The organism is Calditerrivibrio sp., from assembly GCF_049968475.1.
In the GTDB taxonomy this organism is placed as follows: Bacteria; Chrysiogenota; Deferribacteres; order Deferribacterales; family Calditerrivibrionaceae; genus Calditerrivibrio; species Calditerrivibrio nitroreducens_A.
On record NZ_JBMFQS010000006.1, the window covers coordinates 71,294 to 97,720 of the forward strand.

The 26,427-nt window shown below is 36.1% G+C and carries 27 protein-coding genes; 3 read left to right on the plus strand and 24 right to left on the minus strand.

Annotated elements, in window-relative coordinates; genetic code table 11:
- Window positions 1-31: 31 nt before the first annotated feature.
- Both ACP5Q2_RS06715 and mobB read right to left on the minus strand, forming a co-directional pair.
- Window positions 32-3,496 carry a DNA polymerase III subunit alpha gene (locus ACP5Q2_RS06715; protein ID WP_428098501.1) on the minus strand — a complete coding sequence of 1,155 codons (3,465 nt, stop codon included), beginning with the start codon at window positions 3,494-3,496 and terminating at the stop codon, window positions 32-34.
- A gap of 5 nt (window positions 3,497-3,501) precedes the next feature.
- Entirely contained in the window at window positions 3,502-4,155 is a 654-nt protein-coding gene (gene mobB, locus ACP5Q2_RS06720; RefSeq protein ID WP_428098504.1) for a molybdopterin-guanine dinucleotide biosynthesis protein B, read from the minus strand.
- A 131-nt stretch (window positions 4,156-4,286) separates the two neighbouring features.
- Here mobB and ACP5Q2_RS06725 point away from each other — a divergent pair, with 131 nt between their 5' ends.
- Both ACP5Q2_RS06725 and ACP5Q2_RS06730 read left to right on the plus strand, forming a co-directional pair.
- The gene (locus tag ACP5Q2_RS06725) at window positions 4,287-4,415 is read left to right on the plus strand and encodes a hypothetical protein (protein ID WP_428098507.1); all 129 of its coding nucleotides are present in this window, start codon (window positions 4,287-4,289) and stop codon (window positions 4,413-4,415) included.
- Window positions 4,405-4,578 (plus strand): hypothetical protein, encoded by a 174-nt coding sequence (locus tag ACP5Q2_RS06730; RefSeq protein ID WP_428098510.1) that lies wholly within the window; start codon window positions 4,405-4,407, stop codon window positions 4,576-4,578. The genes ACP5Q2_RS06725 and ACP5Q2_RS06730 overlap by 11 nt, the downstream gene beginning before the upstream one ends.
- Before the next feature lie 13 nt (window positions 4,579-4,591).
- Here ACP5Q2_RS06730 and ACP5Q2_RS06735 read toward each other — a convergent pair whose 3' ends face one another.
- The 8 genes from ACP5Q2_RS06735 to ACP5Q2_RS06770 all read right to left on the minus strand — a co-directional run bounded on the left by ACP5Q2_RS06735 (window position 4,592) and on the right by ACP5Q2_RS06770 (window position 12,669).
- Window positions 4,592-4,861 carry a hypothetical protein gene (locus tag ACP5Q2_RS06735; protein ID WP_428098512.1) on the minus strand — a complete coding sequence of 90 codons (270 nt, stop codon included), beginning with the start codon at window positions 4,859-4,861 and terminating at the stop codon, window positions 4,592-4,594.
- A gap of 56 nt (window positions 4,862-4,917) precedes the next feature.
- Complete coding sequence (locus ACP5Q2_RS06740) at window positions 4,918-5,481, minus strand: hypothetical protein (RefSeq protein WP_428098515.1); 564 nt, start codon at window positions 5,479-5,481, stop codon at window positions 4,918-4,920.
- 1 nt (window position 5,482) lies between these two features.
- Window positions 5,483-8,377: a chemotaxis protein CheB gene (locus ACP5Q2_RS06745; protein WP_428098517.1), complete on the minus strand. Its 2,895-nt coding sequence runs from the start codon at window positions 8,375-8,377 to the stop codon at window positions 5,483-5,485.
- Between the two features lie 9 nt (window positions 8,378-8,386).
- Complete coding sequence (locus tag ACP5Q2_RS06750; RefSeq protein WP_428098520.1) at window positions 8,387-9,973, minus strand: PAS domain-containing sensor histidine kinase; 1,587 nt, start codon at window positions 9,971-9,973, stop codon at window positions 8,387-8,389.
- A gap of 163 nt (window positions 9,974-10,136) precedes the next feature.
- Window positions 10,137-10,481 (minus strand): Hpt domain-containing protein, encoded by a 345-nt coding sequence (locus ACP5Q2_RS06755; protein ID WP_428098523.1) that lies wholly within the window; start codon window positions 10,479-10,481, stop codon window positions 10,137-10,139.
- A gap of 13 nt (window positions 10,482-10,494) precedes the next feature.
- Window positions 10,495-11,418, minus strand: coding sequence for a GGDEF domain-containing response regulator (locus ACP5Q2_RS06760; protein WP_428098527.1), 924 nt, complete (start codon window positions 11,416-11,418; stop codon window positions 10,495-10,497).
- Window positions 11,419-11,481: 63 nt separating this feature from the next.
- Window positions 11,482-11,934 (minus strand): SRPBCC family protein, encoded by a 453-nt coding sequence (locus tag ACP5Q2_RS06765; protein ID WP_424605105.1) that lies wholly within the window; start codon window positions 11,932-11,934, stop codon window positions 11,482-11,484.
- Window positions 11,935-12,669, minus strand: a complete 735-nt coding sequence (locus tag ACP5Q2_RS06770) for a cytochrome c biogenesis CcdA family protein (protein WP_424605104.1) — start codon at window positions 12,667-12,669, stop codon at window positions 11,935-11,937. It abuts the gene before it with no gap.
- 105 nt (window positions 12,670-12,774) lie between these two features.
- On the opposite strand from ACP5Q2_RS06770, the gene ACP5Q2_RS06775 reads away from it, so the two are divergent.
- Window positions 12,775-12,936 (plus strand): hypothetical protein, encoded by a 162-nt coding sequence (locus ACP5Q2_RS06775; RefSeq protein ID WP_424605103.1) that lies wholly within the window; start codon window positions 12,775-12,777, stop codon window positions 12,934-12,936.
- Window positions 12,937-12,962: 26 nt separating this feature from the next.
- On the opposite strand, the gene ACP5Q2_RS06780 is transcribed toward ACP5Q2_RS06775, so the two are convergent.
- The 14 genes from ACP5Q2_RS06780 to ACP5Q2_RS06845 all read right to left on the minus strand — a co-directional run bounded on the left by ACP5Q2_RS06780 (window position 12,963) and on the right by ACP5Q2_RS06845 (window position 26,426).
- Window positions 12,963-13,238, minus strand: coding sequence for a homocitrate synthase/isopropylmalate synthase family protein (locus ACP5Q2_RS06780; RefSeq protein WP_428098532.1), 276 nt, complete (start codon window positions 13,236-13,238; stop codon window positions 12,963-12,965).
- A 262-nt stretch (window positions 13,239-13,500) separates the two neighbouring features.
- A complete protein-coding gene (locus ACP5Q2_RS06785) occupies window positions 13,501-14,199 on the minus strand; it encodes a glycosyltransferase (protein WP_428098535.1) in 699 nt (232 codons plus the stop codon).
- An 8-nt stretch (window positions 14,200-14,207) separates the two neighbouring features.
- Window positions 14,208-14,873 (minus strand): TVP38/TMEM64 family protein, encoded by a 666-nt coding sequence (locus ACP5Q2_RS06790; protein WP_424605100.1) that lies wholly within the window; start codon window positions 14,871-14,873, stop codon window positions 14,208-14,210.
- On the minus strand, window positions 14,873-15,562 hold the full coding sequence (locus ACP5Q2_RS06795; protein WP_428098538.1) for a TIGR04282 family arsenosugar biosynthesis glycosyltransferase: 690 nt from the start codon (window positions 15,560-15,562) through the stop codon (window positions 14,873-14,875). The genes ACP5Q2_RS06790 and ACP5Q2_RS06795 overlap by 1 nt, the downstream gene beginning before the upstream one ends.
- Window positions 15,534-16,535 (minus strand): radical SAM protein, encoded by a 1,002-nt coding sequence (locus ACP5Q2_RS06800; RefSeq protein WP_428098541.1) that lies wholly within the window; start codon window positions 16,533-16,535, stop codon window positions 15,534-15,536. Before ACP5Q2_RS06800 ends, ACP5Q2_RS06795 begins: the two co-directional genes overlap by 29 nt.
- 1 nt (window position 16,536) lies before the next feature.
- Window positions 16,537-16,989 carry a C-GCAxxG-C-C family protein gene (locus ACP5Q2_RS06805; RefSeq protein ID WP_428098543.1) on the minus strand — a complete coding sequence of 151 codons (453 nt, stop codon included), beginning with the start codon at window positions 16,987-16,989 and terminating at the stop codon, window positions 16,537-16,539.
- Window positions 16,967-17,389 (minus strand): rhodanese-like domain-containing protein, encoded by a 423-nt coding sequence (locus tag ACP5Q2_RS06810; RefSeq protein ID WP_424605096.1) that lies wholly within the window; start codon window positions 17,387-17,389, stop codon window positions 16,967-16,969. Before ACP5Q2_RS06810 ends, ACP5Q2_RS06805 begins: the two co-directional genes overlap by 23 nt.
- Window positions 17,390-17,493: 104 nt before the next feature.
- A complete protein-coding gene (locus ACP5Q2_RS06815) occupies window positions 17,494-18,360 on the minus strand; it encodes a LysR substrate-binding domain-containing protein (RefSeq protein WP_428098547.1) in 867 nt (288 codons plus the stop codon).
- 2 nt (window positions 18,361-18,362) lie between these two features.
- Complete coding sequence (locus ACP5Q2_RS06820; RefSeq protein WP_424605094.1) at window positions 18,363-19,058, minus strand: ATP-binding cassette domain-containing protein; 696 nt, start codon at window positions 19,056-19,058, stop codon at window positions 18,363-18,365.
- On the minus strand, window positions 19,046-19,771 hold the full coding sequence (locus ACP5Q2_RS06825) for an ABC transporter permease (protein ID WP_428098550.1): 726 nt from the start codon (window positions 19,769-19,771) through the stop codon (window positions 19,046-19,048). Before ACP5Q2_RS06825 ends, ACP5Q2_RS06820 begins: the two co-directional genes overlap by 13 nt.
- Window positions 19,768-20,574, minus strand: coding sequence for an ABC transporter substrate-binding protein (locus tag ACP5Q2_RS06830; protein ID WP_428098553.1), 807 nt, complete (start codon window positions 20,572-20,574; stop codon window positions 19,768-19,770). Before ACP5Q2_RS06830 ends, ACP5Q2_RS06825 begins: the two co-directional genes overlap by 4 nt.
- 10 nt (window positions 20,575-20,584) lie before the next feature.
- On the minus strand, window positions 20,585-22,405 hold the full coding sequence (locus tag ACP5Q2_RS06835) for a polysaccharide biosynthesis protein (protein ID WP_428098555.1): 1,821 nt from the start codon (window positions 22,403-22,405) through the stop codon (window positions 20,585-20,587).
- A 3-nt stretch (window positions 22,406-22,408) separates the two neighbouring features.
- Window positions 22,409-24,418, minus strand: coding sequence for an STT3 domain-containing protein (locus ACP5Q2_RS06840; protein ID WP_424605090.1), 2,010 nt, complete (start codon window positions 24,416-24,418; stop codon window positions 22,409-22,411).
- Window positions 24,419-24,428: 10 nt separating this feature from the next.
- Window positions 24,429-26,426 carry an STT3 domain-containing protein gene (locus tag ACP5Q2_RS06845; protein WP_428098560.1) on the minus strand — a complete coding sequence of 666 codons (1,998 nt, stop codon included), beginning with the start codon at window positions 26,424-26,426 and terminating at the stop codon, window positions 24,429-24,431.
- Window position 26,427: the final 1 nt, after the last annotated feature.

Consider the following 26,427-nt stretch of genomic DNA (forward strand, 5'->3'; position numbering starts at 1 on the left):
AATTACCTCCCTGAGATAGTTTATTTATCTTCTAATGATCCACATCTATTTCATATCTATTTTCACCCAAAAAGCCATCCAATTGAGAAAATAGTGCAAGGCAGGGTTTTACTTTAAGATTGCTATTTATTTTTAAATGAGCTTTAAACTTCCCCGTTTGCTCTAGGACAAATTTTACAATAGATTCCCCATTGTAATTATCTATGATATTTTTGAGTTTTAGAATACGATCCTCAGTGAATCCAGTGAGGTTTAGATATATGGTGATGGATGTTATGAGCTTTTCCATTGCTTCGTTTGGCTCTAAAATCTCGTTTGCCACTACAGATCGATTCTCACCGTTGCTACTGTATCTTCCTTTTACGATTATAATTTTATCTTCCTCTAAAATGTGTATATATTCTTTGTAAAGTGAAGCAAATACCACAATATCAAAGCTTCCCTCCAGATCCTCCAGGGTTACAAAAGCCATTTTTTCTCCGGTTCTGGTGAAGTGAGTTTTGATATTTTTTATGATTCCTCCCACCACAACATCTTTTTCCTCTTCCATCAGCTCCAGATCATTGGATCCAATGGTGAGGGTATTAAGGATATTGCTGTATGAGGAAAGGGGGTGATTGGTGAGGTAAAAGCCTAAAAGTTCCTTCTCCATTTTCAGTATATCATGTTCTTGAAATTCATCAAGATCTGGGTAGTATTCTTCGGTATCGGAAAGACCCAATAATTCTTCCACTGTTGTGATCCCTATCTCTCTGTTTTTCTGTTTTCTCTGCCCTTCCTCTATTGCCGCATCCAGTACATTTAAGAGTACTTTTCTTTTTTTGCCAAACTCATCAAATACACCTGTCTTTATAAGTGATTCCACAACTCGTTTGTTTACAGTTCTCAAATCTACCCTGCTGCAAAAATCGTAAATACTTTTAAACTCACCTTTTTCCCGAGCCTGTACGATAGATTCTATGGCGGCAAATCCAACATTTTTGATGGCACCAAGGCCAAATCGGATGGAGTTTTCGTCTATGATGAAATCTTTACTACTTTTATTTATAGTTGGTGGTAAAACCTTGATCCCCATCCTTTTACACTCTTCTATAAAGACCACCACCTTTTCACCTTTATCAAGCTCCGAAGATAAAAGCTGAGACATATATTCAACAGGGTAATGGGCTTTCAGGTAAGCAGTTTGATACGATATTAGGGCGTATGCCGCCGAGTGACTCTTGTTGAAACCATATTCGGCGAATTTTTCCATGAGATTGAATATCTCTTCGGCTATTTTTAGATCAAAACCACGCTTTTTGGCCCCTTCTATTTTGAGTTCCTCGCTACCATAGAGGAAGATCTCTTTGTGTTTTTGCATCTCCTCAGGTTTTTTCTTCCCCATAGCCCTTCTAAGAAGGTCAGCACTACCAAGACTGTATCCGGCGATTACCTGTGCTATCTGCATTACCTGCTCCTGGTAGACTATTATGCCGTAGGTATCCTGAAGAATCGGCTCCAGTTCCGGAAGGAAGTAGGTGACATTTTGCTCACCATGTTTCCTTTTTACGAAGTCATCCAGCATGCCACTGCCTATGGGTCCTGGGCGGTAAAGGGCCACAAGAGCTATGATATCTTCAAACTTATTTGGTCTTAACTTTTTCAGGAGGTTTTTCATCCCGGCACTTTCAAGCTGAAATACTCCGGTTGTCTCTCCGTTTGACAAAAGTTCATAGGTCTTCTTGTCGTTTAATGGGATGCTATTAATATCAAAGTTATTGTTGTATCTTTTTCTTATAAGCTTAACAGTGTCATCTATTACCGTGAGGTTTTTTAGACCCAGAAAGTCGAATTTTACAAGTCCAATCTCTTCCAGGGTATTTTTTTCGTATTGTGTTAGAACCTCATCATTCTGCCCTTTACAAAGTGGGACATATTCTATGAGTGGTTTGTCTGAAATCACTATCCCTGCAGCATGCATCCCAGTTTGTCTCAAGAGTCCTTCTAACTTTCTTGCATTGGTGAGAAGTTCTTCCCCTTTTTCTATCTGTTTTATATTTTTTTCAAGATCCGGGTCATCTTTTAAGGCTTTTTCAAGTGTCATACCGGGGGCCTCGGGGATCATTTTGGCCACTTTGTCCACCGTTTTAAGGGGGATCTCCAGCACTCTTCCCACATCCCTGATCACACCTCTCGCCAGAAGCTGTCCAAAGGTTACAATCTGGGCGACTCTGTCATTTCCATATTTGTCAATGACATATTTTATAACCTCGTCCCTTCTATTTTTGCAGAAATCTATATCGAAGTCGGGCATACTTTTCCGTTCGGGATTTAGAAATCTTTCAAAGAGGAGATTAAATTTTATGGGATCTATATCCGTAATGCCCAGGGCATAAGCCACAAGGGAACCTGCTCCAGAACCTCTACCAGGTCCAACAGGGATATCGTTTTCTTTTGAATAATTGATGAAATCCCAGACGATAAGATAGTATCCAGCGTAGTTCTTTTCTGTTATTACCTTTAATTCGAAATTTAATCTATCTATGTACTTTTTATGTTCATCCGCCGGGATTCTGGCTAATCTTCTGTGTAAGCCTGTTCTGGCAAGGTGTTCAAAGTAGGATTCCACCGTATATCCTTCAGGAACTTTATACTGTGGCAGGTGTAGTTTTCCAAGGTCTATTGTTACATTGCATTCCTCGGCAATTTTAAGGGTATTTAAGCAGGCTTCCGGTATTTCGGAAAAAGCCTCCCACATCTCATCCGGTGATTTTACGTATAGCTGGTCGGAATGAAACTCAAGTTTGTCCCTGTTTGAGATGGTTGTTTGCATCTGGATACACATCAGTATTTGATGAGCTACATGGTCCCCTTTTTCAAGATAATGACAGTCATTTGTGGCCACAAGTGGTAGCTGATTCTCCTTTGCTATGGTGATAAGTTCCCTATTTACCATCCGCTGATCAGGGATCCCATTTTCCTGAAGTTCGAGATAGAAATTCCCTTTCCCTAGGATATCTTCATATTCCTTTGCAGATTTCACCGCTTCTTTTAAATCACCCCTTAGGATCTGTCTTGGTATCTCCCCCGCCAAACATGCCGATAAGCCGATTAAACCTTCCGAATAGTTTGCCAGAAGCTCTTTATCGATCCTGGGCTTATAGTAAAACCCCTCCAATTGGGCCAAGGAAACGAGATATTGGAGATTTTTCAACCCTTTATTGTTTTTTGCAAGGAGGATTAGATGGTAATTTTTATCTTCCCCTTTTTCATAATTTCTGTTTTTTCTGTTATCCGGGGCTACATATACCTCACAACCGATGATCGGCTTTATATTGTTTGAAATGGCCTTTTTATAAAAATCCACCACACCGTACATAGTACCATGGTCGGTGACCGCCACTGCAGTTGATCCAAATTTTTTTAACTTATCCATCATCTTATTGATCTGTATGGCACCGTCCAGTAGGGAATATTGGCTATGAAGATGAAGATGGACAAAATCTCTGCTTTTCATTTAAACTACCTGATTTCAATTTTGACGTTTTTTATATCAGAAAAAAATTTTAAAGCATCTAAATGGGCGGCTAAATATTTTTGGATAATTTCATTTCCGGATTCTATTTCAATTTTAGGATTGGCATCTATGCAGATATCAATCAAATATTCGGCAACTTTTTCCACATCATCTAAATGGAAGATTTTGATCTCCCGTCTGGGTTCTGTTGAGTAATGTTTCAGTAAATTTATCACCTCTGAAGGTTCATAATCTGTAATAACACCAATAAGATATCTGCTATCGAAAGATACCGGTAAGTTTCCATTCCCTTTACGAAAAACCTCAAACTTTGGGATAGCACTTTTTTTATACCCCTCTGTGATTACGATATCCACTCCACTCATATATTTTAAAATTATCTCATGGAGATCTGGTTCATCTTCGATATTCGATTTTACAAGAGCTAATTTTTCATGACTTGAAATAAGAGACACAATCGCACCGGCTGCTTTAAATCTAAAGGAATCCTTTCCAGGCTTATCTATTTCAAATTTATGTGCATCATGCTTTATGGCGCCTACCTTATACCCTTTTTCTGTGAGAAAAAGGATCAGCTTTTCTATAAAAGTGGTTTTACCACTTCCGGATGCACCTACAAAAGAGAATACATTGTTCATCCCTTCACCTTCCATCTAACTTAAGAGAATAAAATAAACCCGAGATGGATGCAAGTCAACTACTTTTTGTGCTGGTATATCCAGATTAAAAAGATATGGAAAATATATCGATTTTATTTTAAAATAAAACTATGCGATCTATAGATTTGATAAAAGCTTATAGGGTTCTTTTCGAAGAATTTGATTGCGTGGATTCATCTGTCATAAAATATGTCACCATGGATCTGGTTGAGTCTGCATATAAAAAAAATGGTATCTAAGTACCATCCTGATATGTTTATCGGTTTTCCTGAAGAGATATTAAATCAGAAAAAGGATCAATTTTTATCTTTTTTGTTTTCTGATGATTGCGGTAGAGATTTTGGTTCCTTTTTGAGGTGTGCCACATTTACCGTTTTTTTAGGTTTAAGATACTCTCGATGACTCTGTGTATTATTTAACTTAAAAAACTCCATTGCATGAAGAAGCTGCTCTGATTGGGAAGTAAGCTCTTCAGATGTGGATGCCATCTCTTCAGATGCGGAGGCGTTCTACTGTATTGGGAGTCTGGATTTTTGATATTAGAAAATAAAATTGAATTTTTGTAACTTTCTTTTCCATAGAATCTTAAGATAAGTTCATCTAAATGCCTAACATCATCCAGATCTTTAGGGAAGATATCCTTGAAGGTTTCACTGATAAATACGATCTGTTGATCATCGTCCATAATCAAAACAGCTTATTTTATAAGGTTGAATATCTCAAAATCTATCATCAGGTAACTCAGTAATTAATTTTTATACAATCTCCGCATACTATATCCACTATTGATACCCGGGACAAGTCGATAAGATTTGCCACTAATTCAATCTCCTGCCATTTTTCATGATACAGAAAGCGGTTGCATACGGAGCAGCGTGTAATAATATTTTCAGCATTATTATAAAAGTGCATTTTAGCTTTTATCGGGATCTTTGTAAGGCTTATTATATAATGATCAAATTTTATCTGACCACCTTCCTGGGGGGTGATCCTCATCTTCATAAATCTCTTGACATCAGGGGAATCACAACTGTAATTCCTTGTTATCGATCTATTTGAGAATTTTACCAGGGTAATGAGAGATTCAAACCACATCCGTACGCTATCGCCTTTGATAAACTCGAAGATATTTCTCCCTAATATACTTGATTTTAAAATTTTTTTATCGCCGGAATTTTCATAAACGAAGAGATCCCAGTTTGGGTGCAGATCGATAATGTTTAGATTTCTATCCAGAAGGTAACTATTTTGAATATTCTCACCTAAGATTTCATAATCGTTGTTGTCAAAAATATCCTTTGCCATACTATTTATTAGTTTCAGTGTTTGTAATATCTATGATTGTTCCCACCACACCTATGATCTTTTCCCCTTCATATACAGGATTACCGGTGGTTTTTATCATTATCTCCTCACCTGTATATTTCTTAAATGGCAACACCAGATCGTAAGGAACTCCCTCCAGAACGCATTTTTTAAAAGCATCCATCACCAGATCAGCCTTATCTCCGTAACATAGGAGAGATCGCTCTATATGAGTCATAGGGTCATCATTGAAATATTTCCTATCCAATCCATGAATGACGTACACTTCATCTGTCCAGAACATGGTATTATGTACTATGTCGTAATACCAACCACCCATTCTGGATTGTTTCTGGGTGGCTTTGATGATATGGTCTCTTATGATGACGGAATTTGAAAGTTTTTTGTACTGTGTTATCTCTATAAATGTCACCACAACACCGTCATTTTTTGGTAATTCTGACTTAAAGGGGATTATCCTCATCAGGTAAAAATTACCTTCATTTGTTTTTATTTCAAACTCCTGTTGGTGAAATTCATTCAATGATGATCTAATAAGCTGATATGGGTCGATATTTTCGATATAATGGGTTATATGGGTTATTGGTCTTCCAACGTCCATTTCCAGCACTTTGAAGATATTTTTAATCCTTGGAGAAAATTTTCTAATTTTCATCTCATTGTCAAGGAGCAAGATTCCTATGTTGGATGATGTTAGGATACTGTCAAGATCGTTTTGCAACTCGCTCAATTCCAAAATCTTTGCCTGTAGTTCATTGTTTACGGTGTACAGCTCTTCATTAGTGGATTGAAGCTCTTCGTTTGTGGACTGAAGTTCTTCGTTGCTTGCGAGGAGTTCTTCATTTGTTGCCTGCAATTCTTCATTTGATGTTTCAAGTTCTTCTATGGTGGCCTGCAGATTCTCTTTTGTTATCTGTAGTTCATTTTCTAAATCTTTTAGTCTCTCTTCAAATTCTGAAGGGACATCCATCTGTAGATTTTCAAAAGGTGTTATCTCTTTCTGTTCATCTACATTTGTTATGACTATAAGGCAATAAAGCTCTTTCTTGTACCCTAAAAATGGTAATATATCTATTAACAGGGTAATTTTTTTGTTTTTTTTAGTTATTATCTTTCTGTATTTTACCCTTTTGTTGTATTTTAAGGATTTTTTTAATCCATTGATGATGGAGATCGATAGATCCTTTGAGGTTATCTTTTCTAATTCTATTATCGGCTTACCTTTTGGCATATTGAAATATTCATCTATATTCCCCTCTAAATATAAAACATCCATGTTATGGTTTACAACTACCAATGCATCATAGTAACCATTGCTTAGCTCCGCCAGTGCCTTTTCAAGTATCTTTTCGTTTTCTTCATTGGAATGGTATCTAAGTCTCTCAAAAGAAGAGATGACCTTTCTGGAATTGTTTGCCAGAGGTTTGTCTGTCTGGGGATCAATCAAAATTTTGGTTGTACCTATTGCTCTATAGATTTTTAGTTTGGGATCTATAGTATCAAAAAGATCTGGCATATCGCCAATTGTCTCGCTTGTACCAAGTATCATAATCCCATTTTGTTTCAGTGAAAAGCGAAAATGGTTGAGGACCTTAAATTGGGCTTCAGGTTTCAAATATATAAGTAGATTTCTGCAACTTATAAAAGAGATATTTGTAAAAGGGGGGTCTTTGATTAGATTATGTTCTGCAAATACGATATTTTCTCTAATATTTCTGGATATCACAAACTGGCTACCCTGTTTTATGAAATACTTGCTTAAATAATTAATCGGGACATCTGCTGTTATACTCTCCGGATAGGAACCTAAAGCGGCAAATTGAAGAGCTTTTTTGTCTATATCGGTGGCAAATATCTTTATCTGTTTTGAGATATTGAGCTTTTCTAAGACCTCTTTGAAAATAATTGCTATTGAATAGGCCTCTTCACCTGTGGAACACCCGGCCACCCATATTCTTATTTCATTATCTATGATATTATTTAAAAGATCTGGAATGATTTCTTCTTCAAGTTTTTGAAAAACCTCTGTATCCCTGAAAAAGCTGGTTACACCTATCAGGAATTCTTTAAATAGAATACCTGCCTCAGATGGGTTTAGATAGATGTAGTTTAGGTATTCTGAGATATTGTCAATTTTATTTATGCTCATCCTTCTTTCGAGTCTTCTGGTTATTGTGGATGGTTTATAATGGGAGAAGTCAACCCCATAGTTCATCTTTATAAGGGCAAATATCTTATTAAGTACCTCCTGATCGGTAATTATCTTATCGTATTCCACTTTTATCAAATTTGAGGGGTAATTTAATAAAGAGATTATCTGCTTTGGCATATCTGCAGGGGGCATTATGAAATCCACAAGGCCAGTGGAGATGGCAGCTTTGGGCATACCATCGAATTTTGCTGTCGATTCATCCTGTACAAAAATCAACCCGCCATGTTGTTTTATGGCTCTTACACCTCTTACTCCGTCACTTCCGGTACCGGATAGGATCACTGCAATTGATTTCTCCCCCTGATCCTCCGCAAGGGACCTTAAAAAAAGGTCTATCGGGAAATTTAGACCACCGGAATAGGTAGGATCGTTCAACAAAAGTTTCCCATCTTTTATGGTAAGATTCTTTTTGGGGGGGATCAGATAAATGTTGCCCGCCTGCACCAGCATTCCATCTTCAGATTTGTTAACAGGAATTTTAGTTTTTTTAGAGAGGATCTCCACCATCATACTTTTGTAATCCGGTGATAAATGCTGAATTATTATTATTCCGAAATTATTATTTTCCGGCATATTGGTGATGAACTGTTCAATTGCCTCTAATCCACCGGCGGATGCCCCTATTGCGATGTAATAATCTGGAATTTTAACCTTTTCGTCCATGTAAACCCCTTAATCATTTTTTAATGGCAATATAATAGTTACTTCAGTACCTTTGTTTACGTCTGATTTAATCTGAATGGTGCCACCATGCTGCTCAATAATCCCAAGTGCCTCTGATAGTCCAAGGCCGGGAGCATTATGCATAAGTTTTGTTGTGAAAAATGGTTCAAAAATGTTAGGCATAATATGTTCAGGTATTCCTATGCCGTTGTCCTCAATCTGAATTAGAAGATATTTCCCGGACATTTTGTTTTCATCAAAATAAGTTGTGTGTAAGCGTATAACGATTTTGCCATCATTTGAAATGGCCTCTTTTGAATTTTTCAGGATATGCTGGATGGCCTGGTTTATGAGATCTATATCAACCTTAATCTCAAGATCGTCAGGAATATTGTATTCTTTTATGATAGTTATCTCTTTTAATAAGATTTCAGATTGTTTCAGAATAAAATCGATCAGATTTTTTATTTTTATATTCCTTTTCATCATCACCATGTTTCTGCTAAACTTTCTTATGGAGTTTATAATATCCGTTGCCTTTATAACAGAGTTTCTAATTACATTAAGCATCTCTTTGTATTTGGGGTTGTCGAGCTCTCTACTCAGTTCCTCTGACATTATCATGATGGGGGTATTTATGTTGTTAAGATGATGGGCAATCCCAGCGGATATTGAGATGAGGGATCTTAGCTTTTCGAACTTTTGCATCTTTTCCTGAAGCTTTAGCTTTTCTGTAATATCTGTTTTAACGGCTACGTAGTATACGATATTTCCGTCTTCGTCAATTATAGGATTTATTTTGGACTCTTCGGTGAAAAACTCACCATTTTTCTTTTTATTTATAAAGATTCCCTCCCATGGAGTTTTTTTCCTAATGGAATCCCAAAGGGATTTATAGGTTTCGTTGGGTGTTTTGCCGGATTTTAAGATGCCGGGGTCTTTTCCAATAAGTTCATTTTTACTATATCCAGTTATGTTGCAATAATGATTGTTTAAATAAACTATTTTATTTTTTCTATCCGTAATAATTATTGAAACAGGCGCAGATTCTAATATATTCATATAGGTTTGCAGCTTTAGATTGGCTTCTTTTACGCTTGAGATATCTGTTATGGTTATATTAAGATTTGAGTTTGACTTATTTTTTCTACCTGTGATTAAACCATAGAAATAGTTAGTTTTATTCTTGAGTCTTAGCTCTATTGATTTATTCTCTGGATTTGAGAAGAATTCCCTGTATACGCTTAAAAATGTCCTTTTATCTTTATCGTATATAAAGTCTGAGAATGCCCTGTCTTTTATATTATTGTCAGAGTTTACCATATTTATAAATGTTTTATTGTATGATAGGATTATACCCACTTCATCCAGGGTGAGATACCCCACCGGAACAGAATTATAAAGCTCGAGGTAGCTATTTTTAAGCTCTTCAAGTTCAATGTTTGCCCTTCTTATCTCTTCATTCTGGATTTCGAGTTCCCTCTGATGAACGAGCAATTCGTAAATGATGGACAGCTTGTCCTCTTTAGTTAAATCGGTGTTGAAGAGTTTTGTTTCATCCACCAATTTTTCAGCTTTTTCCCGCAGATCACTCATAAACTGCCTCCACCAGAGAGTTTATATATATTATATTTAGTGTTATCTACAGAAATTATAACAGATTTTTTAAATTAAATCTATTAAAATGTCATATTGGTAAACTGGGGAAATGGGGGTTTTGAAAGGATATCTGACAATTGTTTTGAAATTGTTAACATATTTAAATATCAAAATTTTTCAGATAGATTATTATATCTTTTAATTTTTGAAGTAAAGATTCAAAAAGCTCTTTATCCGGGAATAGTTCTTTATTAGTGATTTCGTTGATTTTTTCTATCTCTTTTAACAATGATGAAAACCTCATATTTGCCACCATACCTTTTATGTGATGGATGAGGTATTTAAAGCTTTCAATATCTCTATTTGCAAAACTACCTTCAAGTTCATGTAATTTATCAGACAATTCATCTAAAAATATATTGATAAGCTTTTTCTTTATGTTGTCATTGGGAAAGTTTTTTTGAAAATTTAAAAAATCACTGACAAAACAAAAAGATTTTTCCATCGTTTACCCAGTCCTATCTGCAATTTTGGTTATCATTAAATACTTCAACTCTATTCCTGCCGGATGTTTTGGCTTTATAGAGTGAGATATCTGCGTCATGTATAAGTTGGTCTACATTTTTACTGTCGCATGTACATGCAACACCAATACTAACAGTGATATTTATAGTTCCAGAGGATGTTTTTATCCCTTTATCTTCGAGGGTGCTTCGGATTCGTTCCATTACCATATATCCAGTTTCTTTTGTGGTTTTTGGTAGTATTATTATAAACTCTTCTCCACCAAATCTGCCAATTACGTCGTATCTTCTGATACACGATTTTGCTATTTCCACAAATCCCTTCAATACTTCATCACCAACAAAATGGCCGTATACATCGTTAACATTTTTAAAATTGTCAAGATCAAGTATTGCAGCGCATAATTCTGTTTTTTCTCTAATGGATCTGAAAAGCTCAGCAGAGAGAATCTCCATCAGGGCACGGCGATTGTATATCCCTGTTAGATAATCTGTTCTTGAAATTTCTTCAATCTCTTGCTTTGCACTTTTTAATCTTTTTATAAGCTCAATGATCCTGACACCAGCTCTGAATCTTGAGATAAATTCATTTTCGTCGAAAGGCTTGAAGATAAAATCATCTGCACCACAGGAAAGGCTGTTGTTGAAGACTTCTTTTGATAACTTGTGGGTAATCATTATAAAATATGTATAATCAAGGCTACCTTCTTCACGTCTTCTTATCTCTTTACAGAGCTCTATCCCATTCATGCCTGGCAGGATAAAATCACATATGACTATGTCATATTTCTCTTCACTAAGTAGATTTAATCCTTCTTCCGCCGATTTAGCATAACAAAGATCGTTACCCAAAGTTTCAAGGTAGGAAAAAATAATTTCTTTTGTAACAGGGTCATCATCAATAAGCAAAACTTTCATAAATCCCCCTTGAAAAAACTATTACATATTTATAAGGATGTTGTCAAGATACATATAATTTTTTTAATTAAAAATCTCATCCACTTTTTTCTGGCGGTAATCGAATATTTCCTTGAGTTTTTCTGCTACATAAGGATGTATCATTTCACCAAAAATTCCGTATGGGAGTATGTAATCCACTTTATCGATCATTTCCACAAAGCCATCTTTTTGAATGAAAAAATGTTTGTGATGCCAGAACTTATAAGGGCCAAATCGCTGTTCATCCACAAAAAAATAGGGTTCTTTTATGTGGGTAATTTCTGTTATCCATTTAACCGGGATGTTTAAAAGAGGTGTGATTTTATATTCAATTATTATTCCTTCATACATTTTCTCCGGTATTTCAGATAAAACGGTGAAATTTAGCCATTTTGGGGTTATTGTGGCAAGATTTAGTGGTGAAGAAAAAAAGCTCCATATCTTCTTTAAATCTGAAAATATCCTCTGAGTACGATATATGGTGTGTAATTTCATTTATCCAAGCTCCAGTAGAAAGGGGAATATTGTAGTCAAAAATGATACAATGGAGGTGAGTGAGCCGGTAAGCATGAGAACACCTATCAATATCAAAAGTAATCCAGCTAACTTTTCCACAATTACAAAGTATTTTGAAGCTTTTTTGATCCCACCAATTACGTATCCTAAAGCAACCGCCGAAATGAGAAAGGGGATCCACAACCCGAGAGAGTAGATGAAAAGCATAAAAATCCCCTGGGATACAGTGTTTTCTTTTGCTGCAAGGGATAAAATCCCCGCAAGTATTGGCCCTACGCAGGGGGTCCATCCCAGAACGAAGGCCACACCCAGAAGAAATGCCTCCACAAAGAAAGGTGCATTTATCTTTTTATAATTCCATTTTTTTTGCATTAGTAGTTGATTTATCCTATATAGTCCAATAAGATGGATTCCAAGTAAAATGACTATTACCCCCGCAACCTTTTCAAAATATAACCTATATTCATTTAGAATTTTACCTACGGTTGTGGCGGATGCCCCTAATGCCACAAAAACGATGGTGAAGCCCAATCCAAAGAATACGGCGCCAAAAAAAGCTTTTAATTTTGCACCTTTGCATCCCTGAGTGGTCAAGCAATCTATGCTTTCCCCTGATATGAACGATATATATCCCGGCAAAAGGGGTAGTACACAGGGGGAAAGAAAAGTAAGCAGTCCCGCAAAAAAAACACCATACAACGTTAATTCTTGCATATTTTCACCTTTTTTTTTGTTTTAATATATCGTTACTTTTTATAATGTCAAGAATCTCTTGTTTTTTTTATCTTTAAATTTATTATAACATGAAAAGGGGATGATATGAAAGATATCAAGGCGGAAGAGATAAGAATTAAAGCTAAGTATAAAGAGTTGATATTGAAAGGCAAAATAAATTTACCCACTGAGGCTGCTAAGAAATTAACCGGTCCTGATACCGCTTACCACCTTTATAACAAGATAGATCCCAAAAAGAGGGGTTGAGAGTGATGGCAGATTTTTAAAAAATTTTATCCTCTATTAATAATATTATAATTTGCATATTTCAAGTCATCAAGTAGTTCCATCGGGATATATTTTTTGGAAGATAATCTGTTTTTTAGCATATTTAAGAATACAATATTTACTCTACCACATGTAGAACCAAAGGTGATCTTTCTTTTTAAATTTAGAATATCTGGGTTGTAAGGCTCGCATGTGGATGGGTCCTTCAACACACCATCAACATGCATGCCGGATTCATGAGTAAAACTGTTTGCACCGATAATCGGTTTATTTTTTTTCAATTCCAAAACCTGAGATTTTATAAACGAGATGACACACATTTAATAGTAGCTTTGTCTTAATAGGTATCTGATATTTATTTAGCAATACTATTTTCATCCGAACTCTTATTTGTTTTCTTTCAAAGGCATAATGTTTTATAATATAGCCGTTAAATTCTCCTACCCAAAAATCTCGTAATCAACAGTCATATTTGTGACACTTTATTATCTTAAATGATTATATACAACTTCCGTTTTCCAGTAGAAATTGACAAATGAGGATTCACCGATTGTTATAATAAAGCCTGTAGAGCTTTTCTACTTTTACTCCGGCTAAATATAGAATTAATAGGGATAGATTTTTTACAGATGTTTTTAATACTCCATTTTTCTGCCATCGTCTATTAGATGTGATCGAATGGTATTTGGAAAGGTAGAATCTGAGATCCTCTTTTTTACATCGGATCATAAGCTCAACATCTTCGAACAGAGGTAACGGTTTTATCGAGCCGATTTTTTTTAACTTATCACTTTTTATGAATATTGTTTGGTCACCGTAGGGAAGCTTAAATATTCTGCTTCTAAGATAGACAAAAAATTCGATAAGGCGGTACAACAGACCTCCACCATCTATTTTCAATCTAAAGGCTCCATAATCAAAATCTTCCCAGTTTTCAAAAATATCTTCCAACTGATTTCTGGTAAAGGCAGTATCTGCATGTAGGAAGATTAACAATTCACCTTCTGCCAGATTTACCCCTTTGGCAAGTTGAATACCTCGCCCTTTTGGATATTTTATATGATATATACCTTTAAGACCTTTAAAAGGGGTTTTTATCTCTTCAACCGGTGGTATGGGGCTATCAAAACCCTCCACAATGATAATTTCGTAATCGAAGGATCTTAGCTCATCCGTAAGTTTTATGATCTTATCCTCTATACCGATCTCATTGTATGTGGGTATGATGAGGGTGACTTTCATAAAAGGATCTATTTTTTTCGAACAGTTTTTATTATGCGGGGAAGTTGGGAAACTATTCCGAGTAATATTAGAGCAAAAAATAGCTCTTTGGATAAAACTTCGTCTACAGATCTTATGTTTGCCAATGTCTTACCAGCATAGGTAAATGCTATGGAAGCTGGGAATATCCCAACGGCTGTTGTCCATATATATGTGTAAAGCTTCACATTGGTGAGGGCAGCAAATATATTTACCATAAAAAATGGGAATATAGGAACAAACCGCAGTGTGAGTAGATGTAGGTGTCCGTTTTGTTCCATCTCTTCATTGAATCGATGCAATTTTTCTGCATATTTTTTCTGCAGAAGATCACCGATTATATATCGTGCAGCTAAAAATGCTAAGGTAGCTCCTGCAACAGCCGAAAAGTTTATATATAAAAGACCTGGGAAGAGACCAAATATATAACCCCCTGCGAGGCTTAGGACAGAAGCTCCAGGTATTGAAAAGGTGACCACTAAAATGTACAAAATGATATAACTGATAGATGTTATGAAAAAGTACTTATGAACATATTCTTCCAAAATAACTTTATATTTTTGAAGATTTTCCAGTGTAAGATATTCTGCAACCCCAGAGAATCTGATAACCAAAAAAATCGAAAAAATGATCACAAATACCCCAAACCTTTTCATTATTTGCTTCTGTAGAGTAGATTTTTATCCAAAATCCCCATCTGTATACCCTTTATTAGATCTTCATACCTATCAACATCCAACAAAGTATCAAGAAGGCGATAGCTATAAAGCTTTCCATGGAGATTATCTTTAAGCTTATTTAATACATTATTACTACTCCATGTGATTCCGTTGAATAGCTCTTCATCAAAAGACCGATTTGCACCAATGAGATAAAACCCCCCGTCAAAGGAGGGGCCTACCACGTAGTTACTTTTTTTTAAATATTCAAAAGCTATTGTAATATTATAGACCAGGTCTCCTAATATATCACTACCTATGATGATTACTTTTTGGTAATTATTACTAAAAAGTTCTTCAAAAGCTTTCTTTATTCGCTCACCTAAATCGGAGCCATTTTGAACCCTTAGGAATTTATCTCTTGAGAGCAATAGGTTATCTGAGAGGAATCTTTCAAATTCCGACCTATCCGCATCAGAAATGTAATAGTATATATCTACAGTTTTATCCATCTGATTAAAGGCATCGAGCTGTATTAGGATCTTTCTTAAAAGTATCTCGTAGATCCTAAGAGCAAACTCCTCATCTGTATCAGCTGCAAGTCTTGTTTTTACATACCCCTTTTTTGGAGGCTTGCAGAATATTGCTATTGCTTTATCAACCACTGTAATATTTTGACGGTCCATGTAAGAGGTTCCAGCCCATATCTTCCATCATATCGGCACATTTAGAGACAGAAAAGCCTCTACTCTCCTCAGTCTTTTCTTTTACATCTCTAGGATTGGCGCCACTTTCCGCCCAGATAAGGTTTGCACCGGCAAAGATCCCCAATGGATTCGGTTCGTGGGTGCAGTTGCCGATTATATTATGTGGAGTGGCAAGTCTTGTGACTGCTACTATTTGAGCCATTTTAAGCTCTGATACCATTTGGAATTTGGCCAGTTCGCTGCCAGGTATATTTATTCTCCTCATGGCACCGCTGAAAACCGGGTTTATCTCAGCGGCAATGAGTATTTTTTCCGCAATCTCCTCCATTGTATGCTCCGAACCTATTGGCTCCACACATGTGCCCACCAGAAGCCCTGCAGACTTAAAATTTTCTATCGACTTCAGTCTTAATTTTTTCGATAGTTTGTTGTCTCTTCCTTCACCCATTCTTACTGCATGGTATACTCCGGTAAACCCTGCTTCTTTCATTCTTATGGCATTATTTAATGGTTGATCACCTATATTTGCTATTAGTATAGTTTCTGGTTTTAAATATTTTTTGATTTCTGTGGTATATTCTATAAATTTTCCAAAATCGTAGTTGGCTGTGGTCATTATGTATATACATGCGCATTCAGAATTTTTCTCAAAATCAAGGGCATAGTTTATTGCCTCTGTGATACTCAATTCTTTGGGCTCGGTAAATACTTTGTTGATGGATGCAAATGAACAGAATTTGCAGTCCGCAGGGCAGGGGGAAAGATTGAGGGCAAACTGTCCGTGTATCTCTGCTACGTTGTTTGATAGTTTTCTCGAAAGAAGGCCTCCAGCTTTGATTATTTCGTAGCCCTCCGGTGAATTTGGCAAAAAATTGAGCAGATAGACTATCTCTTCAAAATTAAGACTTTCACCTTCATACGATTTCTTTATCAGATCACCAACGTTGTACAATCTATTCCTCCTTTATCCAGCCTTCTTCTAAGGCAATCTTGTAGATCATCTCTGCACAAAAGGAAGTCATTTCGGGACAATGTCTATACTGGCCTATCCCAAACATTATCTCACTTCTTTTTTTAAGTGTTTTGCAACAGGTTGTTTGATATTTAGATTTAAATTTATCTATGATTATCTTACCTAATTTCTGGGCATATCCTCTATCGGCTTCCACCGAAGTTCTTCCGGAAAAATGGCCTGCTATTAGAATGGCGGAGGAAAGGGCTCCGCAGATGCATCCGCTTTCCCCAATCCCTTCACCTAAAATCGTCATTGACCTTTTGAAGTCTTCTGAAAAGCTGTATCCGGTGACATCTTCAAAGGCTTTTAAAATCGACTCAGAACAGTATAGCCCTTCTTTGAAGTATTTTTCTGAAAGCTGTTTTATCTTATTTTGGTTCTGAAAATTCATTGTGAGTCCAGCTCCCCATGCCACCTGTTAGTATGTAAAGTCTCTTATCACTGATACCTTTGCTTTTTATATATTTGTAGGCATTTTCTGCCCCAGTTTTACCGGAGGGGCAAACAATGATTACGGGCAGGTTGTTTTGTTTGATCTTTTCAATAACAGGATCAAGCCTTTTTTTCTCTTCATCAGTTTTGGCTGGAAATGCATAGGTTGGTATTGCTCCGACAATATGTTCATCATCAAAGGCTTTTTGGGGTTGAATATCAACTATGATGAACTGTTTTTTTGCTTTGATCCAGTTTACCAGCTCATCACCAGAAATATAGTTGTAGCTGGAAAAAAGTCCTGCAAAAGCTGAAATGGATATTAATACAAACAGTAAAATTAATTGTAGCTTCTTCATTATGCCTCCTGAATGGTTTTAATGTAGGTATTATAGATATATTTAAATATGCTAATAGTCAAATAGAAAAATAGGAATTGTGATTTTCAAAATATAGGTTTAGCCTATATCGATTTGCAGATATTTTTAAAGCTATTATATTCGTGGGGGAGTTCTATATCATTTCTATATAGAGCGTATATCCCTCTTTTCAGTTTGATATTTTTAATGCGATGTATAGATAGCTCTTTTTTTTCGGCTACAACTTTCGACATAAATCCAAAAAAGTCGTTTTTTCTAATAAGATCAACGTAGATATCAAAGTCGTTCGTAACTATGGTAGGCTTAAATTTGTTGATTGATAAGCCTGCTTTTTTTAGATAAGATTCCGCCTCTTTTCTCGTCCCAGAGCCCTCATCCCTTGATACGAATTTATATTTAAATAGATCATCAATCTCCAAGTCGATTCTATGAAATAACCCTTTTCTGCAAGCTATTATAAGCTCATCTTCGAATATCTTCTCATATGTAAGTCTGTCATCCGGGATAACAGTTCCCACAAAGCCCAATGGAATTTCATATCTTTTGACTTTTTCGATGATACTTACGGAATCGGATATATTAATAATCATTTTGACATCTGGATAGTGCATCTGGAAGTTATGAATTGCTATAGGTAAAATTACGATCTTGGGTACACTACTACTTCCAATAGAAAGCTTATCGACAGATTCTTTCTTTATATCAAGCTGATCTAAAAATTTATCATATCGGTTTATTAAATCTATAATGCCTGGAAATATTTCACAGGCAAACTCTGTGGGTTTCATCTCTTTACCGCTTCTTATGAAGAGCTTTTTTCCCATAACATTTTCCATGTTTCTTATATGTTCGCTTATGGTTGGCTGGGTGATGTTCAGTTTCTCCGCCGCTTTTGTGATGCTCCTTTCGGTAAACACTGATAAAAATATCTTCATCTGATGGATGTCCATTTTTATCCCCCTGAGGTTATTTTTATCTGACCTTTTGAAATAAATTTTAAAATATCTTCTTTAGTACTCTTTTTATCAAGCAATTCTACCCCTTCTATACGCATATAATTATTTTGTAACGGTTTTGTATTAAAAATTGTTACGTTGTCTGATATAATTAGAGCCTCATCGATATCATGGGTGATATATATGAATGTGGCATTTATACTTTTTATGAAATGTTTTAATCTTGCTACGAGGTTTAATTTTGTGAAGTAATCTAAATTACCAAAAGGCTCATCCATTATAATCAGATCTGGATTTATGCTTAAAGCCCTTGCTATCTCCACCCTTTTTTTCATCCCCTTACTCAAGACCCGAGCTTTAAGATGGGCAACGTTTGAAAGTCCCACCAGCTTGAGAGCTTCTAATGAACTATCTTTATCTCCGGATACATACTCTATATTCTTAAGTACCGATATATTTTCTATCAAAGAATCATATTGGGAAACGAACCCCACCTTTCTAAAGTTTCTAATTATCTCCCCTCTGGTTGGTTTTAATCTTCCAAGGATCAGGTTGGTCAGTGTGGTTTTCCCTATTCCACTTTCACCTAAGATAGCCTCAAATCTGTTTAATTTAAAACTGATATTGAGATCCTTTATGATCGTTTTGCCTTCGTAGCCAAACGATAGTGATTGTAATCTTAGAATATCCATCGTTTTATTCTCTTAAATCCAATTTCTAAAACTTTTTCTGCTAATAGTCCGGAGATGACTATGATTAAGATATAAGCCATCACTTCATCCATGTTGAAACTTACCTTTTTTTCCACGAGTCTATATCCAAGACCGTTTGTGCCAGCTATAAACTCGGCCATTATGAGTAATTTGAATCCCAAAGAGAATGTAAGGCTCAGTATCGATGAAAAACTTTCCACGAGGGATGGGATGTAAAAATAAATGGTTCTTCTATAAAATGGGACTTTGAATATATCAGAGATCTCTGTCACATGTCTATTTAGCTGATCGAAAACTGATAGAAAAGATAACGTTATCGTAGGGATTAATGTCACAACAATAGTCAGGATAACGGTATAATCTCCAACCCCCACAAAAAGCATAAAGAAGGTAAGATAAGCGATATTTGGCACCTTTAAAGCGGAAGATGATACTATTGAGACGGATCTTTTTATGATGTCGTATTTTTGTGCAAATATCGAAAGTAGAAGTGCTGTTATGAGGGAAATGGTATATCCAATAAGTAGCCTCAGAAGACTACCTGAGATATTCTTGAAAAGGTCATAATTTATGGATTGGTAGATTACTTTTAATACTTGTAAAGGATCCGGGAGGATGTAGCTTTCGGTAAAAAAGGAAGCAACCTCCCAGATCGATACAAACAGGATCACCAAAAAAATCTTTAACTTCATTCTTTGTGTTCAAAATATTCGAATTTCAATCTTTTATTTTTTATGGCTTCCTCCAGTGCTGCGGAAGGAAATTCCATGTTGAAATAATTTTTAAAGTTTTTGTTAAATATTTTTACGGTCTCCTCCGGATTGTTTTCGATAAACTCCACCACCTTCTTAGTTGCTTCAACTAATATTTTTTGAGTTTCCAGATCTTTTACCAATAGGGCATTTATTGGATACCTATAAGGGGTATTATAAAGAGAAAGAATATCATAAACGTAATAATTTTTATTAAGTTTTTTCATTTTCAGTATAACGTTGCTCACATGGGGTTCCGGCAGGAATATGGCATTGTATTCACCTTTGAGAAATAGCTGCACAGCTATATTTAAATCGGTGAAAAGAGGCTCTTTTTTGATATTGAGCTTTCTAAAGAGAATATCCGGTGAACCACCTCTGAAGGAACCGACGATATTAAATCTTTCCAGATCGGTTTTGTCTTTGATCGGCTCTGTGGTGATGATATGAACCGCCTTGCTTATGGAGGATCCTGCATATACCCAATTTAGATCTTTTGCCAATTTCTGGGCAGCTTCGTAGTTTACAAATACCGCATCAACTTTACCTGATTTCATAAGCCCCACCATCGTTGAAACATCGCCCATCACAGGCACAAATTGCATCTCTGCGTAGTTCTTTTCCTTCATAACAAATGCAACCACCACATTGGGGTTTGATAGGGACCCGATCTTGATTGGGGTTCCATGGGCAAAAAGGGAAAAGAATGCTGTAAAAAAGATCGTAAAAATGTATCTTTTCATAAATCCTCCTCTATTTTAAATTAGGTATTATTCTCCTCATAATATCTTTGATCTCTGATAGGTTCAAGCTCCCACTTTTTTCCAGTAGCTCAGTTATGATGTTTAATATAAGATCACTATCCACTGGTTTCTGTTTTGCTATCCATATTTTATCATATTCCGTTTTCGTGCTACCTTCTTCAACCAGCAGAAGCTCTTCGTAGAGCTTTTCTCCAGGTCTTAATCCTGTAAACACGATCTCTATATCTTTATAAGGCTCAAAATTTGAAAGTCTTATCATCTCTTCGGCAAGTTTGAGAATCTTTACAGGTTCCCCCATATCAAGTAGAAATAGCTCACCACCTTTGCCAATACCCCCCGCCTGTAGTACCAGTTGAGCCGCCTCAGGTATCGTCATGAAATATCTTGTGACCTCAGGATGGGTAACTGTGACGGGGCCACCATTTTTTATTTGCTCTTTAAATATAGGTATCACGGAGCCGTTGCTTCCTAAGACATTTCCAAATCTCACAATGATAAACTTTGTCTTTATACCATCCGGGAATGTTTTTATGTAAAGCTCTGAAATTCTTTTTGTTGCCCCCATTATATTTGTGGGGTTAACTGCTTTATCCGTGGATATCAGTATAAATTTATCCGCTTCATATTTACACGATAGATCAGCTATTACCTTTGTACCAAATATATTATTCCATATAGCTTCGTCTGGATTTAATTCCATCATCGGGACATGTTTATAGGCTGCGGCGTGTATTACGATATCAGGTTTGTGAGATTTAAACAGCTGTTCCATCTTATTAATATTCTTTACATCACCGATTACTGTTGTTAAATTTAAATCAGTCGTAGAGGATTTCAGATGATTTTCTATAAAAAAGAGGGGAGTTTCTGCTATATCCAGAATTATAAGATTTTTAGGGAAATATCTAGATACCTGTCTTGCGATCTCTCCACCAATACTACCACCAGCCCCCGTCACAAGTACTACTTTATCCTTGAGGTATTTTTCAATTTCAGCAAGTTTAAGCTGAATGGGTGGACGCCCAAGCAGATCTTCGATCTCAACATCTCTTATCCTATTTACAGAAAGTTTACCCTCAAGTATTTCCCCAAACCCCGGTGTAATCTTATATTTAACACCAGATTCCCTACATTTTTCAACGATCCTCTGCATCTCTTCTTTAGTTGCGGAGGGGATTGCTATTATTATTTCATCTATCTCATCATCCTTGGCTATTATGGGTATCTCTTCGGTGGATCCAATTACTGGTATCCCAAGGATTTTTGTTTTAATCTTTCTCGCATCATCATCCACAAATCCCACCACTTCTGCATGTAATTTGTCGTTGTTTTTTATCTCCCTTGCTATCATCTGCCCTGCGCTGCCTGCCCCCACAATCAACACCCTCTTTTTAATGACCTTTTTCCCTAAAAATTTACCATAACTTTCTTTTAAAAGCCTTGGGGATACCCTTAAAATGAATATAAGGATCGTAAAAAGGAACAGATCTATGATGAAAGCAGATCGTGGCATTTTGTAGAAGCCGTAAATCAGGTATAGGTAAACCATTATAAAAAAGGTTGATATAAAGCTTGATCGGGTTATATTTATTGCATCATAGATAGATACAAACCTCCACCAACCTCTAAAAAAGTTGAAATACCAGAATACTAAAAGCTTCGTGAATACTATCAAAGGTAGATGTTTTACAAGTTCGTTAAAAAAGTCATCTGGAATATTAAATTCAAATCTTAAAAGATACGATGCATATATGGAAAAGATGGCGATAGTTATAAATAAAATTACTGCCACAACCTTTTTTACGTTCATATCCTATTTCACTTTTACCTTGAAGGCTCTTGCGTGGGGAAAATTGTTGTATATCTCTTCAAACAGAGTGGTATCATAATTTCCCAGAAGGTACATCTGGTTGAAGTTTGATCTATATACCGATTCGGTAAGAATAAATGATCCTATTAGATTGTTATTATAAGCAACGAGTTGGATTGTTATATCCGAAGTATGGGGATATTCAAGGTTTTGAATAAGTTTACCATTTTGGGTAATAACGAAACGTTTTATGGGTACCTGTTTATTTATTAGACCAGTCTCCGTATCCAGAATGGCATTTTCACATTGTAGGATTTTACCATCAAAGCTTTTACAACTCAACTCCCGGTATCCCTCAGGCTTTGTCTCTTTTTTTTCAAAATCCCAGTTTCCGAAAAAGGCAAGTGCACCATATTTTCCAATCATATCGGAGGTGTAGAGAACGATGATATTTTCGTTTTTTGGTTTTCCTGCGTAATTCATTATTCTCTGAACCACGGAGTTGGTGGATTTGTTGTCATCAAGCATCCTGTTTATCCCTTCAAACTTAAAGTTGTCTATAGCACTAATGATACCATACATCTTTTTCTGGTCGGTTTCCACAAATGCTTTGGCGGCAAAATAACTTCTGTCAGCCCCATGAGCACCCCCATCATGGTAGACTGAAAACTCCCCGATATCCATCAGGGCATATCCAAAATCCCACCAGGTAAATACCGGAGATCCTTTTGGGACTTTATCTTTTATATCAAGAAAGCTGTTTTGGATCGGTATGGGGATGGATGGGGGTAGCACTACGTTGTAGGCGGTAAGGGTGTTTGAAGCCCCAAAAAATATAAGGTAGATAACGAGAGGTAAAACGAAATCATTGATCTTCTGATTCATATTAAGGTATTTCAATCCGTAATACAGTATAAGAAATAGTATATAAGCCAGACCTGCCCCTGCAAGTGGTGCCAGAAACATAGAAAATCTATTTCCTGAGATAAATGCCAGCATACCAAGCACAAGCAGAGGGGAAAGGGGGATCATCTGCTTAAATTTCGTAATAAATGTCATCAAAATACCAATGATCCCAATAGCTGCCACTTTAGGGTTTCCCAAAATCATGCTCAGGATCTCACCCCAGTTTTTCTTATTCGATTCAGATATTGTTTCCATTATATTTGGCCATGATACATTCGCCAGTTTTAATGAGGTTTTATGAAAGTAACCTGTTTTGAAAACAAAATCGAAGAGGTTTCCAATGCCATAGATGAAAAACAATGGATTGGAGAAAAGGATATAAATACCTGTAAGTATAGTTATATCTTTTATTTTAAATCTATAAATCAAAAGATATATCACAAGTACAACTCCATAAACAACGGCAAACCCGTAATGCTGATACCACCAGTTCATCAAAAGCATGAAAAATCCTGCCAATCCTGCATAAATGTACTGCTTCTTCTTATCTTCCGTTTGGGTAATCATAAGGAAAAACAACCCAATTATTATGGGGAAAAAAAGGAGTAAGCTGTCTGTATCAACCCTTCCATTACAGGATCGTACATAATAGGCATAACTGAATGTTCCGAATAACCCTCCGGCAATACCCACAAGACCAAGACCAATTCTGTAGAAATAAATTCCAAGGGGGATGATAAAAAGACCGGCGAAGATGGATGTGAAGTATATCCCTGTAATGTACATGTCACTGGAGAAAAGTTTTGGTAGTTTTGCCAGCAGAAAAACCAGCAGTGTAGGATATGAAGGGAATGATTCATGATCGGGGTAAGATTTGAGTGGATCTGTTTTGTTATCCCCAAATTTACCGTTATTGTATTCCTTTGCCAGCCTTGTCCAGTAATATGCATCAAGTGTGGTCATTGAAATTCTACCATCCTTAGCATAGGTGGCTTCTTTCTGGGTGTTCCATACGGAAAGCTGCCAGAACCTTTTATACGTGGATATTCCAAACGTTATTGTGGTAAAAACAATTAAAAGAACAACTGATATGGAAATCTTCTTCATCAAAAACCCCCTACTTTACTCTAAAAACTCTCATTATGGGAAAATTGTCATAAACCTTTTCAAATATTTTGGCATCATATTTTCCAAAAAAGTATAACTGGTTGAAATTTGATTGAAACACAGAATCATCTAAAATATATGATATAAAAACCTGATTATTCTTCAATACGATCTGAATAATTCTTCCATCGACGTTGAAATCATAATATTTTAATATGCCGGATTCATCTATTATATATACTTTTGAAAGCTGTTCATCCCCCCAACCCCCCTGAGTTAAATCCACGTCTACGTCATTACATCTAAGAGTAGAACTATCGTAATTGCAGGAGAGCTTTTCGTAATCGTCGTAGTCGCTTTTTTTCTTATCAAAATCCCATTTGGCAAAAAAATCGATTCCATCATATTTGTGTACCATATCGTAAGAAACTACCACAAGTATATCTCTATTTTTTACCGGAAGTGTAAAATTTGTTGCCTCGAGGACGATTTTTTTGGGATCTAAATCACCTTTTTCAAGCATTCTAAATCCTTTATTATCAAAATAGCTTATGATGTTTCTCATCTTCATCTGATCCGGCAATGAAAGACTCAAACCCACAAAGTAAGTTCTCTCCTTTCCATGTATCCCTCCATCATGGACGGTGCTAAAATTTGCAAGATCCTGGTAAGCATAACCAAAATCCCACCATGTCCAGACTACCGGAGCTGCTCCAAATCGATTTCTCATATCTATCATAGTTTGCTGGATATTCAAAGGTACTGATGGGGTGGGTTTGTAATGAATACCACTAAAAAAATAGATTGCAATAGCCACAAATATTATGGATATGATGGTGGATATAGTTTCAGTGAACATTTTTACATATTCTTTAAATACCTTTAGCCCATTGTAAACGAAATATTCCGATGAGAAGTATATTAAAAATCCCAGACCAGCAAAAATAAATGGAGACAGGTACATGGTGAATCGATTGCCAGATTTAAATGATATAAGCCCCAGCAGTAATATTGGTAAAAGAGGTAATATATCAAATCTTAATCGGAGAATAAAAAGTGCAAGACCGATTAATCCTGCCAATCCTAAATACTTGTTGCCGGCGGCGTATAATAGAATTGTTTGCCACCCTTGTTTTTGGGTTTCTGATATGAATTCTGCTATATTTGGCCAAGCTATTTTATTTACATTTATTGCCTCACCGGCAAAATATTTCGAACCAAAGATGAAATATATAATATTATCGATACCGGTTATAAAATATTTTGGGTTTGCAAATAGGATGAATAGGACGCTTGAGGTCAAGATAGCCCAGAACTTTACCCTTTTTATGATGAGGTATAATACAAATACCCCCAGATAAACTATCAGAAAACCTGGATACGGGTACCACCACATAAAGAGATATGCGGTAATGCCAAGGGCAATTGAAGCGATATATCTACGATAACCTTCGAGCCTAGGTATGAGATAGATCAGGTAGCTCATCATGAAAGGGAAAAATAGATTTAGACAGTCTGTGTCCACCCTCCCCACAAATGTTCTGTAAAGATATGAATAGCTGAAGGTGGTTAGTAGTGTTGCAACTATAGCTGGGGAAGTAAAACCACAGGAGGAGAGATACAAAAAAAGGGGGATGATAAAGAGGCTGGAGAGTATTATTACAAGATATACTCCTGCGTAATAGTAATTCCCTATGAGTTTTGAAGTTTTGTTGATGAGATAGACCAGAAGATTGTTCATTTCAAGCTTGTAGGTATATGGGTAATCAGGGTAACCCCTATAGGTATCGGGGGTGTTTTTGTCTGTCAGATTGTCATAGGTTTTGGCGAGTCTTAACCAGTAATACCCATCGAGGGTGGTTAAAGAAACGGTATTTCCCACAAAATAAGATGGGTGGTTTACTTTCCAATCATATAGCTGGTAATACCTGAATCCTGACGATATGCCTACGATTAGTAGTATTAGCAAAATGATTGCAACCCTTATAAACTTTCTATTCTTTAGCATA